General features: G+C 70.8%; 14 protein-coding genes. 3 read left to right on the top strand and 11 right to left on the bottom strand.

Translation table 11 applies throughout. The features are described 5' to 3' along the window. Positions 1-54: 54 nt before the first annotated feature. The 9 genes from ETD83_RS42570 to ETD83_RS17405 are packed head-to-tail and all read right to left on the bottom strand — an operon-like array spanning position 55 to position 8,771. The gene (locus ETD83_RS42570) at positions 55-429 is read right to left on the bottom strand and encodes a hypothetical protein (protein WP_171064278.1); all 375 of its coding nucleotides are present in this window, start codon (positions 427-429) and stop codon (positions 55-57) included. Positions 430-453: 24 nt separating this feature from the next. Then, positions 454-1,752, bottom strand: coding sequence for an MCE family protein (locus tag ETD83_RS17440; protein ID WP_138646178.1), 1,299 nt, complete (start codon positions 1,750-1,752; stop codon positions 454-456). Next, the gene (locus ETD83_RS17435) at positions 1,749-2,882 is read right to left on the bottom strand and encodes an MlaD family protein (protein ID WP_138646177.1); all 1,134 of its coding nucleotides are present in this window, start codon (positions 2,880-2,882) and stop codon (positions 1,749-1,751) included. The genes ETD83_RS17440 and ETD83_RS17435 overlap by 4 nt, the downstream gene beginning before the upstream one ends. Beyond that, on the bottom strand, positions 2,882-3,946 hold the full coding sequence (locus ETD83_RS17430) for an MCE family protein (protein WP_230420981.1): 1,065 nt from the start codon (positions 3,944-3,946) through the stop codon (positions 2,882-2,884). Before ETD83_RS17430 ends, ETD83_RS17435 begins: the two co-directional genes overlap by 1 nt. Next, positions 3,946-4,968 (bottom strand): MCE family protein, encoded by a 1,023-nt coding sequence (locus ETD83_RS17425; RefSeq protein WP_138646176.1) that lies wholly within the window; start codon positions 4,966-4,968, stop codon positions 3,946-3,948. Before ETD83_RS17425 ends, ETD83_RS17430 begins: the two co-directional genes overlap by 1 nt. Continuing rightward, positions 4,968-6,047, bottom strand: a complete 1,080-nt coding sequence (locus tag ETD83_RS17420; RefSeq protein ID WP_230420980.1) for an MCE family protein — start codon at positions 6,045-6,047, stop codon at positions 4,968-4,970. The genes ETD83_RS17425 and ETD83_RS17420 overlap by 1 nt, the downstream gene beginning before the upstream one ends. Continuing rightward, positions 6,044-7,117, bottom strand: a complete 1,074-nt coding sequence (locus ETD83_RS17415) for an MlaD family protein (RefSeq protein ID WP_138646175.1) — start codon at positions 7,115-7,117, stop codon at positions 6,044-6,046. The genes ETD83_RS17420 and ETD83_RS17415 overlap by 4 nt, the downstream gene beginning before the upstream one ends. Next, a complete protein-coding gene (locus ETD83_RS17410) occupies positions 7,114-7,968 on the bottom strand; it encodes an MlaE family ABC transporter permease (protein ID WP_138646174.1) in 855 nt (284 codons plus the stop codon). Before ETD83_RS17410 ends, ETD83_RS17415 begins: the two co-directional genes overlap by 4 nt. Then, positions 7,968-8,771 (bottom strand): MlaE family ABC transporter permease, encoded by an 804-nt coding sequence (locus ETD83_RS17405; RefSeq protein WP_138646173.1) that lies wholly within the window; start codon positions 8,769-8,771, stop codon positions 7,968-7,970. Before ETD83_RS17405 ends, ETD83_RS17410 begins: the two co-directional genes overlap by 1 nt. A 285-nt stretch (positions 8,772-9,056) precedes the next feature. On the opposite strand from ETD83_RS17405, the gene ETD83_RS17400 reads away from it, so the two are divergent. From ETD83_RS17400 to ETD83_RS17390, 3 genes are all read left to right on the top strand, one after another. After that, the gene (locus ETD83_RS17400; protein ID WP_230420979.1) at positions 9,057-9,698 is read left to right on the top strand and encodes a MarR family winged helix-turn-helix transcriptional regulator; all 642 of its coding nucleotides are present in this window, start codon (positions 9,057-9,059) and stop codon (positions 9,696-9,698) included. 213 nt (positions 9,699-9,911) lie between these two features. Next, entirely contained in the window at positions 9,912-10,688 is a 777-nt protein-coding gene (locus ETD83_RS17395) for an aggregation-promoting factor C-terminal-like domain-containing protein (protein ID WP_230420978.1), read from the top strand. Positions 10,689-10,754: 66 nt separating this feature from the next. Beyond that, positions 10,755-11,441, top strand: coding sequence for a TetR/AcrR family transcriptional regulator (locus ETD83_RS17390; RefSeq protein WP_138646171.1), 687 nt, complete (start codon positions 10,755-10,757; stop codon positions 11,439-11,441). Between the two features lie 37 nt (positions 11,442-11,478). Here the strand turns inward: ETD83_RS17390 and ETD83_RS42565 are convergent, their stop codons facing one another. Then, on the bottom strand, positions 11,479-12,216 hold the full coding sequence (locus tag ETD83_RS42565; protein ID WP_171064276.1) for a hypothetical protein: 738 nt from the start codon (positions 12,214-12,216) through the stop codon (positions 11,479-11,481). A 557-nt stretch (positions 12,217-12,773) separates the two neighbouring features. After that, a complete protein-coding gene (locus ETD83_RS17380; RefSeq protein ID WP_138646170.1) occupies positions 12,774-12,941 on the bottom strand; it encodes a hypothetical protein in 168 nt (55 codons plus the stop codon). Positions 12,942-13,036: the final 95 nt, after the last annotated feature.

Raw genomic sequence — 13,036 nt, 5'->3', positions numbered from 1 at the left:
TGCTGCGTGAGGTGCGGGCCGACACCGATCTGCAGAGCCAGATCGAAGAGGCGATCAGGATGACGACCGGGGAGGACGTCTCATGGCCCCGGCTCGTGCGCCGCGCGGGCGGGGCTTGGGGACGCGCTTGACGGCGGGCTTGGCGGCCGGCTTCGTGGTCTTCGCGGGACGGGGCGCGGGCTCCTCCTCGGGCTCCTCGTCCCGCTCGTCCTCGGCGTCCAGGGCCTCCAGGACCTCGTCCAGGTCCTCATCGTCGATGACCTCGATGACCCGCACCCGGCGCTTGCGCCTCGCCGCGGGGCGCGCGGGCCTCTCCGCGGCCTCGCTCTCCGCGGCCTCGGGCGCTTCGGCCTCGGTCTCCTCGGGCGCCTCGGCCACCGTCTCCTCCTCGGCCGCGGCGGTCTCGTCCCTGGTGGTCCTGGCAGTCACTTCGGGCACTCCTCGGGATTGGGGTCAGTCCTTGCCCCGACGCAGTCGGGTCAGGCGGGACACCACGGGCACCGAGCCCATCATGACCCTGATCAGCACCAGCAGCGCGATGACCGGGGGCACGTACACCAGCCACGCCGGCGGCCCGCCGGAAGAGTCCTCGCTGGTGTTCGCGGCCTTCTCGGCCCGCGCGTCCTGCTGGTTCAACGCGGGATCGTGGGTGGGGATCGTGTCTCCGGGGTTCTTGGCCTTGTAGGTCTTCTGCGGCGTCACCGCCGGGGTCCGGCCGCCGGGGCAGGTCGGCACCTTGTTCACCGCGGGCTGCGGCCGCGGGTACTTGTACTCCAGCGCGGCGGGCGCCTTCAGCGTGACCTGGAAGACGACGTTCAGGACGGGTTCGCCCTGGTCGACCCCGATCACGTTGTCCAGGACGACCTTCAGCCCCGGCGCGTACTCGAGCGTCTTCCGCAGGTCGGTCAGGTAGCCGGGGTTGTGCGCCGAGAGCCCCAGGGTGCCGAGCATGTCGACGGCGCAGCCGAAGTCGGGGCCGGTCTCGTCCAGCAGGTCGTTGACCGTGTCGAGCAGCCCGGGCCCACGGTCGCGGAGCTCGGCGATCCGGCCGCGGACCTGGCTGAGCGCGGCGGTGAGCGCGGCCAGGTCGTCGACCCCCGCGCCGAGCGCGCCGCGGTTCTGGTTCAGCACGCGGGTGATCCGCCCGAGGTCCCTGGTGAGCCCGTCGAGCAGCTCGGTGTTCTGCGCGAACGTCTGCGTCAGCTCGTCGCCGCCGTTGATGATCTGGCGGAGGGAGTCCTCTCGTCCGGCCCAGCCCTCGGCCAGCTCGTGGGTGAGGATCTTGGCGTCGTCCGGGTTGATCGCCTTCAGGGTGTCGATGACCGCGCCGAACAGGTCGCCGTACTTGGGCGGGACCTTCGTCTGCGACACCGGGATGACGCTGCCCGGCTTCATCGGCGGGGCGTCGGCCTTGCCGGAGCCGGGGGTCAGCTCGACCACCGGCTCGCCGACCGCGGACTTGCGGGCCGCGGCTGCGGTGACGCCCTGCGGGATCTCGACGCCGCGCTCGATGTCCATCCGGACGACGACCTTGTCCTTCACCAGCCGGACCGAGTCGATCTTGCCGACGCGCAGGCCGAGATAGTCGACCTCGAAGTTCGGGTGCAGGCCGGGCGAGGACTCGAACTCCGCCGTGAGGCGGTACGGCCGGTCGATGAAGTCGAACCGGACGACGTTGTTGAACGCCCACACGGCCATCACCACGGCGAGCGCGGCGAAGACCGCCAGGTTGATCGTGAGCCGCCTGGTCATCCGCGTCCTCCCAGGATGGCGTCGAGGTCGGGGAGGGCGCCTTCGAGTTCGTCCGGAAGCCGGGGCGCGGGGGGCGGGTCCTGCCCGGTCCCGCTCTCCTTCTTGTTCCTGGGCTTCTCGCTCAGGCCGGGGAAGATCGGCGTCCCGTCCGGCCAGACGATGCGGACGATCGGGTAGAGCAGCAGCTGGCCGTCGTAGCTGGCCAGCGGGATCTTCCTGGAGAAGGCGACCAGGCCGTCCACCAGGGCGGTGAGCCGCTTGCGGTTGCTCCCGAGCTGCTGCAGGACGGGGTCGAGATCCGCCAGCAGTTTCCGGAACCGCAGGATGCGTCCCTCCAGGACCTTGTCGTTCAGCTCGCGGGCCATCCAGGTGAGCTTCTCGACCGTCTTGAGGATCTTCTCCTTGTCGTCGTTCAGGATCCGGGTGGTGCGTTCGAGCCGTCCGGGGGCCTCGTTCAGCGCGTCGTCGCCCTTGGCGAGCGAGCGGCCCAGCTTCGCGAACCGGTCGACGGACTCGCCCAGCTCCCGCCGCTGGTCGGCGAACATCTTCACCAGGCCGCTCGCCTGCGCGATCGTCAGGTTGAGCTTCTGGCCGTTGCCGTCCAGCGCGGTGGCCCCGGCGTTGACGACCGTCGCGACGTCGTCCCCGGCGAGCGCCTGGATCAGCGGGCCCGCCTGCCCGACGACCTGCTCGAACGCCGGCTGGACGCTGGTCTGCGCGATCGTGTCGCCGGTGGCGAGGAACGGGCCGCGGTCCATGCTCGCGCCGGGCGGCATCCGCAGGTCCACGTAGTTCTCGCCGAGCAGCGAGGTCACCCTGATCTCGGCCCGGGTGCCCTTCGGGATCTTGACGTCGTCCTCGATGGACAGCGTCACCTTCGCCTTGTAGCCGGCCAGCCGGATCTTGGTGACGCTGCCGATCGTGATGTCGGACATCTTGACGCTGTGCCCGGCGACGAGCTGCTGGACGTCGTCGAACGTGGCCGTCAGCGTCAGCCCGCCCTTCGGCGCGCCCGCCGTCGTGTAGGAGCAGCCGGAGACCGCCAGGGCCAGGACGGCGACGAGAACGAATATGCTCCTGCATTTGCCGGGGGGTGCGGGGGGTCGTCCCCCCACAATGACGCGCCCCATCAGTTGCCTCCGTTCTGCCAGGGACAGTTGGAGTTCGGGGGAGGCAGCGGGCAGCCCACGTCGTCGTCGTTCAGCAGGCCCTTCAGCCAGGTCCGCAGGAACGCGTCGGTGGCGAACCGGATCTGCAGCGACTTGTTCTTCGGGTTGTAGCCGTTGAGGAGCAGCTCGTTGATGCCGGGCAGCGCGTGGAGCAGCTGCGCCAGCTCCCGCGCGTTGCCCTTGAGGGTGAGCGCCGTCCGGGTGAGGACGGCCAGGTCGTACGGCAGGCGTCCCTTGTACTTCTGGATCAGCTTGTCGCCGTTGTCCGCCAGCTCCAGGACGCCGCTGATCAGCTGCTGCAGCTCGCCCCGCTCGGCGGCGAGCACGCGGCTGGCCTCGGCGAAGTCCTGGATCACCGAGCCGAGGATCTGCTCGCGTCCGCGCACGACCCCGGCCAGGCGGCTGAGGTTCTGCGCGACCTCGATCAGTTCCCTGTCCTGCCCGGCGACGTTCTCGACCAGGCGGGCGCTCTGCTCCAGGGTGGCGTTGAACTCCCTGCCGTTGCCGTTCACGGTTTCGGCGGCGTTGCCGAGCGCGCTCTGCATCTTCGTCGGGTCGAGCGCGTTCGCCAGGTTCGTGAACGAGCTGAGCGCGTCGTCCACCTCGACGGGCACGTGCGTGCGCTCGATGGGGATGACGTCGGAGGTCTCCTTCGGCTGCCCCGGCTTCCACGCCGGGTGCAGGACGAGGTTGCGCTCGCCGATCAGGTTCAGCGGGACGATCGACGCCTGCACGCCCTTCGGCAGCGGGACGTCGTCGCGCACATGGAACGTCACCTTGACCCTGTCGCCCTCGTTCTCCACCTTCTCGACGAGGCCGACGTCCGCGCCCATCACCTTGACCTTGGACTCCTTGTAGAAGGAGCGGGCCTTCGGGACGTAGACGACCATCGTCCGCTCGCCGCCGCCGGACGGGGCGACCGAGCACCCGCCGAGCGACGCGGCCATCGCGAGGCCGAGGGCGATCGCGATGCCCTTCCCCCAGCTCGGCGCCGTGCTCATCCCGCCGCTCATCCCCCTGCTCATCAGTTGCCTCCCGGCGGGCGGCGGCTGGAGATCGGGCCTGGCGGCTGGAGCGGGCCGAGGCCGGTGAGCACGCCCTCCACCCACGGCCCGTTGCCCTTGAGGATGGCGAGCTGCTGGAACGTCGGCCCGAGCAGCGAGAAGTCGGTGTTCAGCGCGTCCATGTTGGGGGCGAGCCGGGTGGTCAGCAGGTGCAGGTTGTCCAGGAGGGTGTTGAGCTCCTTCTGGTTCCTGGAGATCACGTTGGACAGCGTCCGGACGGTGCGGCTGCCCTGCCCGATCGTCGCGGCCAGCTCGTCGCGCCGGTTGACCAGCGTCTGCAGCAGCACTTGGCTGGCGTTGATGATCTCGCGGAGCTGCTCGTCCTTGCCGGCCAGCGTGCCGGTGATCGTCTTGCTGTTCTCGATCAGCTTCTGGATCTCGGGATAGGAGTCGTTGAGCATCCGGGACAGGTCCTGGATGTTGACCAGGATGCGGTTCAGCTTCGCCGCGCCCGGCGACTTGATCTTGTTGACCTGGGTGAGCAGCCGGTCGATGCTCTTCTGGTCGAGCCTGCCGACGATGTTCTGCGCGCCCTCCAGCGCGTCCGGGACGGTGAACGGGACGCTCGTGCGCGCCAGCGGGATCCGGCGCCGCGGCTCGGGGACATCGGCCATGTACGGCTCGGCGACCGGGCCGGACAGCCGCAGGTACCGGCCGCCGAGCAGCGTCGTCGTCCGGATCTCGGCCCGGGTCTTCGGCCCGAGGTCGATCCCGGCGTCGACCTGCCAGGTGACGATGATCCTGCCGTGCCGGAAGTCCGGCTCGACGGAGGTGATCCGGCCCGACTTCACGCCCGCGACCCGGACGTCCTGGCCCTCCTTCAGGCCCGCGGCGTCGCTGAACTCGCCGCTCATCGTGTAGCCGCGGTCGAGCAGGTGGAGCTGGCCGACGGTGAACGCGAACACGCATCCGGCGGCGAGCGCCGCCAGGGTGACGATCGCGACGATCTTCTGGTCGGCGTCCCGCAGCGATTTCAGTGCCATCAGCCGCCACCCGTCAGAAGCATCTTCCGCAGCTTGGCGAGGTCGGCCGTGGACGGCTCCCCCGTGCCGGGCGACCTCGGCAACTGCATCGGGAACGGGCAGGGGCCCTGCATGATGTTGATGCAGAGCGCGTTCGTCCGCAGGTAGTGGCCGCCGTTGGCGGTGGCGAACAGCTGCCGAAGCGTGAGCGGAAGCTGCTGCACCATCTTCTCCAGCTGGTCGACGTTGAGCCGGAACGTCTCGCTGAACCTGCCGAGGTTGTCGATGATGCGGCCGAGTTGCGCGTCGTTGCCTGCGAGCACCTGGTTGAGGCTGGTGGTGACGCCGGAGACCTCCACGACGGCGTTCTCCAGCAGCCTGCGGTTGTTCGCGAAGACCCTGGTGAGCGCCTCCAGGTTGTCGACGCTGGCCGCGATCTGCTTGTCGCGGGTGGCGACCGCGGCGCTGACCGTCTCGTAGTCGCCGATCATCTTCTGGATCGTCTTGCGGCGGGCGGCGAACGTCTGGAGCAGCATGTCCAGGTTGTCGGTCAGCAGGGTGATGTTCTGCTCGTTGCCGTCCAGGGCCTGGGAGAACGAGAAGAGGATCTTGTTGAGCTGGTTCGGGTCCAGGCTGCGGGTCAGCGGGCCGAGGTCGTTGACGATGGCGCCGAGGTCCACGACCGACCTGGTGTGCGGGACGCGGTCGCCGTCGCCGAGCATCTCGCGCTTCCCGCCCGGCTCCAGGTAGACGACCCGCTGGCCCATGATGTTGCGCCAGCGGATCGAGGCGGTGGAGTCGGACGGGACCCGGACGTCGTCGTCCACGGCGAGGTCGACCACGGCCTTGCCGCGTTCCACCCTGATGCCCTTCACCTGGCCGACGGGCGTCCCGGCGACCTTCACGTCGTCGCCCTCCAGCAGCCCGGTGACGTCGTCGAACGTCGCGGTCAGCCGGTAGCGGGACGCGAAGCTCGTGCCGAGGATCTGCTGCCCGATGAACAACGTCAGCAGCCCGGTGACCGCCACGAACACCAGGAACTTCAGCGTCGTGGCGCGGCCGGGACCGCGCGCGGACCCGCCGCGCCCGCGCGCGCTCACCGCCGCCCCCCGGCGGACGCACGGGACAGCGGGGCGGTGAACGCCGTCGTGGACGGCTTGACCGGGCAGATGTCGATGAGGATCTGGCAGATGTCCAGGGGAAGGTCGTCGCGCATCTGGGCGATCAGGGTGCCCTCCGGGCCGGGGATGCGGATGACCTGCGCCAGCAGGTTGAAGAACCCGTTCAGGCTGTCGAGCAGCACGGGGATGTTGCGGCGCTGGCCGTTCAGCACCGCGACGACCTGGCCGCCGGAGTCGATGATGGTGCCGAGGTTGCGGCCGTGCTGCTGAAGGCTCGCGCCGAGCGTGTCGCCCAGCCTGCCGGACTCGTCGAGCAGCTGCGTGATCTTGTCGGGACGTTCGTTGATCGTGCGCGCGAGCCGGTTGAAGTCGCCCGCGAGGCCCGCGAGGGTGCCGCCGCGGGACGCGAACGTCCCGGACAGGCCGTTGAGGTCGGCCAGCAGCGCGTTGATCGCCGCCCGGCTCTCGTACGTCGCGTTGACGACCGTGGCGCCGTTGCCGATCGTCCGGCGCAGCGCGGGGCCCTGGCCGGAGAGCCCGCTGCCGAACACGTGCAGGATCGTGGCGACCTCGTCCGGGTTGATGGCCTTGGTGAGCTTGTAGGTGGGCCAGGCGGTGTCGGACAGGTCCTCGGGGTCGCGCGTCTTGGCGACCTTGCCGCCGTCCTCCAGGTAGGGGCCGGTCAGCTCGTGCGCGCCGAGGTCGAGCGCGAGGTCCTTCGGCCCGAACACCGAGACCGGCTCGACCGCCGCGACCGTCGTGTCGGCGACCTTGATCCCCTTGTCGACGCGGAACCGGACGTTGACGCGGCCGCTGTCCACCAGGGTGATCCTGTCGACGGTGCCGACCACGATGCCGCGGACCTTGACGTCCGACTTGCCCGGGTCGAGGCCCTGCCCGGCCCGTCCGAACGTCGCGTTGTAGTAGGTGGAGCCCTCGTGCGACGGCGTCGTGCCGACCGCCACGAACACCGTGGCGGCGGCGATGACGCCCGCGCCGACCAGCCCGAAGACCGTCCGGGAGCGGTTCGACTGCGTCTCCTCGCTCATCCGGTCAGCCTCACCGTGCTGCCGTGGCCCCAGAAGATGTACGACAGGACCAGGTTCATCAGGATCATCAGGATGGTGGACTCCCGGATCGCGCGTCCCGCGGCGACCCCGACGCCGACCGGGCCGCCCGCCGCGTAGTAGCCGCGGTAGCAGTGGACGAACATGATGATGAACGCGAACACCGCGACCTTGATGACGCTGTAGAACACGTCGATCGGCGGCAGGTAGAGATGGAAGTAGTAGTCGTAGATGCCGGGTGAGAGCCCGAAGTACTGGATCGTGATGAACCGGGTGGCGAAGAACGCCATGAACAGCGACACCAGGTACAGCGGCACCAGCGCGATGACCCCGGCGGCGACCCGCGTGCAGACCAGGTAGGCCAGCGAGTTGATGCCCATGACCTCCAGCGCGTCGATCTCCTCGGAGATCCGCATCGCGCCGATCTCGGCGGTGAAGCCGGTGCCGACCTGCGCGACCAGCGCGACGCCCGCGATGATCGGCGTCACCTCGCGGACGTTGGAGTAGCTCGCCACGAGCCCGGTGAACGCCTCCGCGCCGATCCGCTCCAGGCCCGGGTAGCCCTGCAGGCCGACCATCGCGCCGGTGGCGAGCGACATCGTCGCGATCACGAAGATCATGCCGCCGCCGATGACGAGCGCGCCGACGCCGACGGTGATGTCGCTGACCTGCTTGGCGAGCGTCCGGGCGTACTTGCGCCGGATGATGATGTCGACGACCAGGTGGTACAGGACGCGGCCGAGGAAGACGGGCAGGTCGGCCGAGCCGGCGAGCCCGGCCGCCCGGCCCCGGACGGCCCGGCCCAGCTTGCGAACGGGGGGAATGGCGACCATCAGAACCTCGGGGGGAAGAGGACCTGGTAGATCATGGTGAGGATGTAGTTCGTCGCGAACACCACGATCGAGGTGACCACCACCGCCCTGTTGACCGCGCGGCCGACGCCGACCGGCCCGTAGTCGCAGTTCATGCCCATGTAGCAGGCGACGGCGGCGGCGATGAAGCCGAACACCCACGCCTTGAACAGGGTGATCATCAGGTCCGGGAACTGCAGCAGGGTCGTGGCGCCGTCGAAGAACGCGCCGGGGCTGACGCCCTGCTGGATGACGTTGAAGTAGTAGCCGCCGAGGACGCCCGCCAGGATCACCACCGAGCAGAGCAGCAGGGACACCGTGCTCGCCGCCCACAGCCTGGGGGTGACCAGGCGGTGGACCGGGTTGATGCCCATGACCTCCATGGCCGCGAGTTCGTCGCGGATGTTGCGGGCCCCCATGTCGGAGGTGATCGCGGACCCGCCGACGCCGGACACCAGCAGCGCCGCGGCCAGCGGCGCCACCTGCTGGATCATCGCGGCGGTCAGCAGCGCGCCCGTGCCGGACTGCGCGCCGAGCTGCCGGGCGATGTCGCCGACCTGCAGCGAGATGGTCGCGCCGAGCGGCACCGCGATGAGCATCACCGGGACGCTGGTGACGCGCGCCAGGAACCAGCACTGCTCGATGAACTCGCCCCACCACTGGCGCACGTCCCAGGTGCGGCGCAGCCCCTCCAGGAGGGTCACGCACAGCAGTCCGGTCTCGTCGAGCGTCCGCCCGAGGCGCCTGCGCGCGAGGTCCGGGGCCTTGGTCAGGCTCAGGGCCATCAGCCGGTGCCCTCCCCCAAGGGGGTTTGGTGAGGGTACAACCCAGCCTCCTTCATTCTCGGACGTCGGCGCTCATCCGATACTCCGGCGCCCCGCCACGGCACGGGGCGCACCCGTCCTGCTCGTTCGCGCGCCACCGCGGTCTCGGCGGAGACCGGGACCACATGCGGGGCCCGGCACCCAAGCAAGCACTCGGGCACCGCATGTGATCTGAGGCACTCTATTGGAAGAAGGTCTAAGAAGCGAGTACTTACATCTCGATTTGCCCGCGGCTAAGATCATCCGGTGCGAACAAAGGCGCGACACGACACCGGAGGGGACGGAACGGCGGGCATGGCGGCCGATGCGGCGGACACAGCGGACACCTGGGGCCTCACGGCGGACGCGGCGGACGACGTCGACCCGCTGGTCATGGGCGTCCGCGACCGCTGGGAGGAGCAGGGGCTGCTCGGCGGGCCCTGGCCGTTCATGGCGATCTGCGCGGTGGGGCGGCTCAACCAGCTGCTGAAGAAGGCCCTGGACACCGAGCTGAAACGGCTGGACCTCACCCGGACCGGCTACTTCCTGCTGACCACGCTGGCGCTCACCGTCCACGGCCGGGCGCGGCTGAGCACGCTCGGCCGGATCCTGATGATGCATCCGACGACGGTGAAGCTCACCGTCGACCAGCTCGAGGCGGTGGGCCTCGTCGCCCGCAGCCCCCATCCGCGCGACCGGCGCGCCACCCTCGTGGAGATCACCGCCGCCGGACGGGACCGGGCCAACGAGGTCAGCCTGGCGCTGGAGTCCCCCGGCGGCGAGCTGGCGGCGTTCGACGGGCGGCACCGCGAGATCTTCGAAGCGCTGCAACCGGCGCGACTCGCGGCCGGCGATGTGGAACTGTTGAACCCTGGCGCGGGGCGTGACCGGGGGCACCGCGACGGGTGAACCACGGGTCACCTGGTCCCCGTACAGGCTCATGGACCTCGCCCATGGACGGCCGGCCCCCGTTGGTGGACGATCACATGCACGACACGACCCCGGGCGATAAGGCAGTCTTCTCCTATGCCACAGAGTCACGGCACGCGCAGACGTCCCAAAGCCTCCCCCCGACGCGCCCGTTCCGGGCCGAAGCGGGCGGAGCCGCGCGGACGCGACGCCGTGCAGGTGCCCCCGCCCCGCGAGGCACCCGACGCACGCGGTGAGCGCGGGCCGGGCCCGTACGGTCCCTACGACCCGCGCGGGACCGGGATGCCGCCGGGCGACGCCCGCCCGTCCGGACGGCAGCGCGTCCGGCGGCTGCTGACCAGCAACGTCACGATCATGGTCGTGGCGATCTGCGCGATCGTCGCGGCGGTCGCGCTCGTCGACCTCGGACGCTTCGCCGGCGACGACACCAAGCCGCCGAAGATGGCCGCGGGCGACCTGTCGACCAACGACATGCTGACCAGGCTGACGGCGGCGTCCGACATGGACCCGGTCGTCGCGGACGCGGTCGCCGCCGCCAAGAAGCGCGCCTACGAAAAGCACAAGCGCGAGCTGGCGGCACTGAAGAAGAAGGCCGAGAAGGAGGCGGCGGCGCGGGCGAAGCTGAAGGCGCAGCAGGAGAAGGAGCGGCTCGCCAAGCTGAACCCGAGCTCCCAGCAGAACAAGGCGTACGGCAAGAAGATGAACGCCCTCAAGGGGTGGGACCGCTGCTGGCCGTCCCTGCTGACGCTGTGGAACCACGAGAGCGGCTGGAACGAGCGGGCCGAGAACCCGTCCAGCGGCGCCTACGGCATCCCGCAGGCGCTCCCGGGCTCGAAGATGTCCAGCGCTGGGAACGACTGGCGCACCAGTACGCCGACGCAGATCGCGTGGGGGCTCGGCTACATCAAGGCCCGCTACAAGGACCCGTGCGGCGCGTGGTCCTTCTGGCAGTCCCATAACTGGTACTGAGCGTCCGCCGGCACGTCCGCGCTGAGACGGCGGTGCGGGCGGGGCGCGGCCTGGCACCATGGTGGGATGCGGACGAGCAGGGCCCACCAGGCGACCGGCGACGGCGGCGAGGCGAACGGCGGCGCCGGTGACGGCGGGGAGGGTTCCGGGGCCGGTGGCGGCGGGCGCCAGTGGGCGCGGGCCGACGCCACGCGGCAGGCGCTGCTGACCGCCGCGCTGCACGTCTTCGCCGACCGCGGCTACGCCGACGCGGGCATCGCCGAGATCGTCGAGCGGTCCGGCATCAGCGTCGGCAGCCTCTACCACCACTACGGCGGCAAGGCCGGGCTGTACGTGGCGCTGTGGGAGGACCTCAGCGCCGAGCAGGAGGCGAGCGCCGCGCAGGCGGTGTCCGTCGCGCGCAAGGGCGGCGAGTCCGACCCGATCGCGCTGTTCATCGCGGGCGCCCGCGCCTACCTGCGGGTGTGCTGGGAGCGCCGGGACGCCGCCCGGCTGTTCCTCGGCGGCGAGGGCCCGTCCGGGTCGTCGCTGATGCGCCGCAGCCGCGCCCAGCACTGGATCGCGCAGAACACCAGGCTGCTGCGCGGCCCGTCCCCCGGTGAGCCGGCCGGACGTCCCGAGCAGGTGCTGAGCCTCGTCCTCACCACGGTGATCGGCGAGACCGGACGGGAGATCGCCACGGCCGAGAGCGAGACCGAGGCCACGGAGATCATCGAAGAGGTGTGCCGCATCCTGATCCGCCTGGCCCGCTGAACCCGGCGACGCCGCCGGAGGCCGCTTCGCTTCCGGATCAGAGACGGGCGGGACGAGCCTGCCGCACCGGGAACAGCGCGAGCCGGGCCCGCCGGACGCGGGCGGCGGGCTGCGGGGGCAGCGCGCGCAGCCTGGCGGCGGTGAGCTTCTTCCCCGCGCCCCGGGGGCGCCGCCGGACGGCCCGCGGCGGCCGGACGTCGACCGCACGGCGCATGAGCCGCAGCCTGAGCAGCAGCAACGTCACCGACATCGTCAGCGCCGCCAGGAATCCGGCCTGGAGCGCGCCCAGGTCCTCCACGGTGAGCGGCTCGTCGGGAAGCCCGCGCAGCCCGGACACCGGGACCAGCACCCCCGGGCTGGGCGCGATCTGCGGCTGGGCGATGGGCGGGAACGCCACCTGGGGCCCGCGCATGCCCGCGAGCGGGTTGAAACCGGACGGGGTCAGCGGCGGGACGCCGGGCGGCAGGTCCGACAGGCTCACCCCCGGCGGCGGCGCCCCGGACGCGTCCGTGATGATCAGCTTGTAGCTGCGGGACGCGCCCCTGGCCTTCGACGCGGAGGCCGCCGCCGTCACCGTGACCAGACCGGGCCTGGCGTCGGACGGCGCCCGCACGGTCGCCGTGGTGGAGGCCCCACCGCCGCCGACCGCGCCGAGACTCCGCGTCCGCGGGCTCACCGAGGCGCCGGCCGCGGACAGCCGCAGGACCGCGTTCCCCGCGGTCGCGTACCTGGACGACACCCGCACGGTCGCGGTGACCGAGCCGCCGGGACGCATCGCCGCCCCCGACACCGTCAGCCCGAGCGCGAGCGACGGAGTCTTCGGATCACCTGGACCGGTCGGCGGGTCCGGCGGATCGACGGGCGGATCGGTCGGGCCCGGCGGGTCGGTCGGCGGATCAGTCGGCGGATCGGTGGGCGGGTCGGTCGGAGGATCAGTGGGCGGATCGGTCGGAGGGTCCGTCGGCGGATCGGTCGGAGGATCGGTGGGCGGATCCGTCGGAGGATCAGTAGGCGGGTCGGTCGGGGGATCGGAAGTGGGTGGATCGGTCGGCGGTTGCGTGGGCGGTTGCGTGGGCGGTTGCGTGGGCGGTTGCGTGGGCGCGTCGGTGGCGGACGCGGAGGGGTCCGGCGTGGGCTCCGCGATCACCGGTGGCGCGCCCGCCGTTCCGATGACCGCCGTCGCGGCGAGTCCCGCCAGGATCGAACGGGCCGATCGTGAGCGCACCCTGAAAGCACCTCCATCGCGTCGCGACCATACCCGCCGAAATTGCGTCCAATCGGATGGAAGCATGGGACGAACAGATCATTCAACCCCGCGCGTCGAGGTCCGTGTCAGTTGCTTATCAGGCGCCGATCGGACGTTCCCTGGTTGTCAGCGGGTGCTCGTTTCTCTACCGCGGCGTGATCACGTAGCCACATCGCGCGCAGCACGACCTCGATCGCGAAACGCGCGTCGGGATCGGTCAGCCGGTCGCCCAGGATTTCTTCGAGGCGCCGCATCCGATAACGGACGGGCTGCGGATGGATATCACCCCGACGCCCCGTACACCCGCGCGGCGCTGGACGCCGACGTCCTCGTCGACCTGGACTCCGCG

It is taken from the genome of Actinomadura soli (assembly GCF_005889715.1).
GTDB lineage: Bacteria > Actinomycetota > Actinomycetes > Streptosporangiales > Streptosporangiaceae > Spirillospora > Spirillospora soli.
This window is presented reverse-complemented; position numbering and strand designations above follow the sequence as displayed.

Excerpts from the sequence above, each read along its gene's own strand:
- ETD83_RS17440 (WP_138646178.1), bottom strand. The coding sequence starts at position 1,752 with ATGACCAGGCGGCTCACGATCAACCTGGCGGTCTTCGCCGCGCTCGCC.
- ETD83_RS17435 (WP_138646177.1), bottom strand. The coding sequence starts at position 2,882 with ATGGGGCGCGTCATTGTGGGGGGACGACCCCCCGCACCCCCCGGCAAA.
- ETD83_RS17430 (WP_230420981.1), bottom strand. The coding sequence starts at position 3,946 with ATGAGCAGGGGGATGAGCGGCGGGATGAGCACGGCGCCGAGCTGGGGG.
- ETD83_RS17425 (WP_138646176.1), bottom strand. The coding sequence starts at position 4,968 with ATGGCACTGAAATCGCTGCGGGACGCCGACCAGAAGATCGTCGCGATC.
- ETD83_RS17415 (WP_138646175.1), bottom strand. The coding sequence starts at position 7,117 with ATGAGCGAGGAGACGCAGTCGAACCGCTCCCGGACGGTCTTCGGGCTG.
- ETD83_RS17410 (WP_138646174.1), bottom strand. The coding sequence starts at position 7,968 with ATGGTCGCCATTCCCCCCGTTCGCAAGCTGGGCCGGGCCGTCCGGGGC.
- ETD83_RS17405 (WP_138646173.1), bottom strand. The coding sequence starts at position 8,771 with ATGGCCCTGAGCCTGACCAAGGCCCCGGACCTCGCGCGCAGGCGCCTC.
- ETD83_RS17390 (WP_138646171.1), top strand. The coding sequence starts at position 10,755 with ATGCGGACGAGCAGGGCCCACCAGGCGACCGGCGACGGCGGCGAGGCG.
- ETD83_RS42565 (WP_171064276.1), bottom strand. The coding sequence starts at position 12,216 with ATGCGTCCCGGCGGCTCGGTCACCGCGACCGTGCGGGTGTCGTCCAGG.
- ETD83_RS17380 (WP_138646170.1), bottom strand. The coding sequence starts at position 12,941 with ATGCGGCGCCTCGAAGAAATCCTGGGCGACCGGCTGACCGATCCCGAC.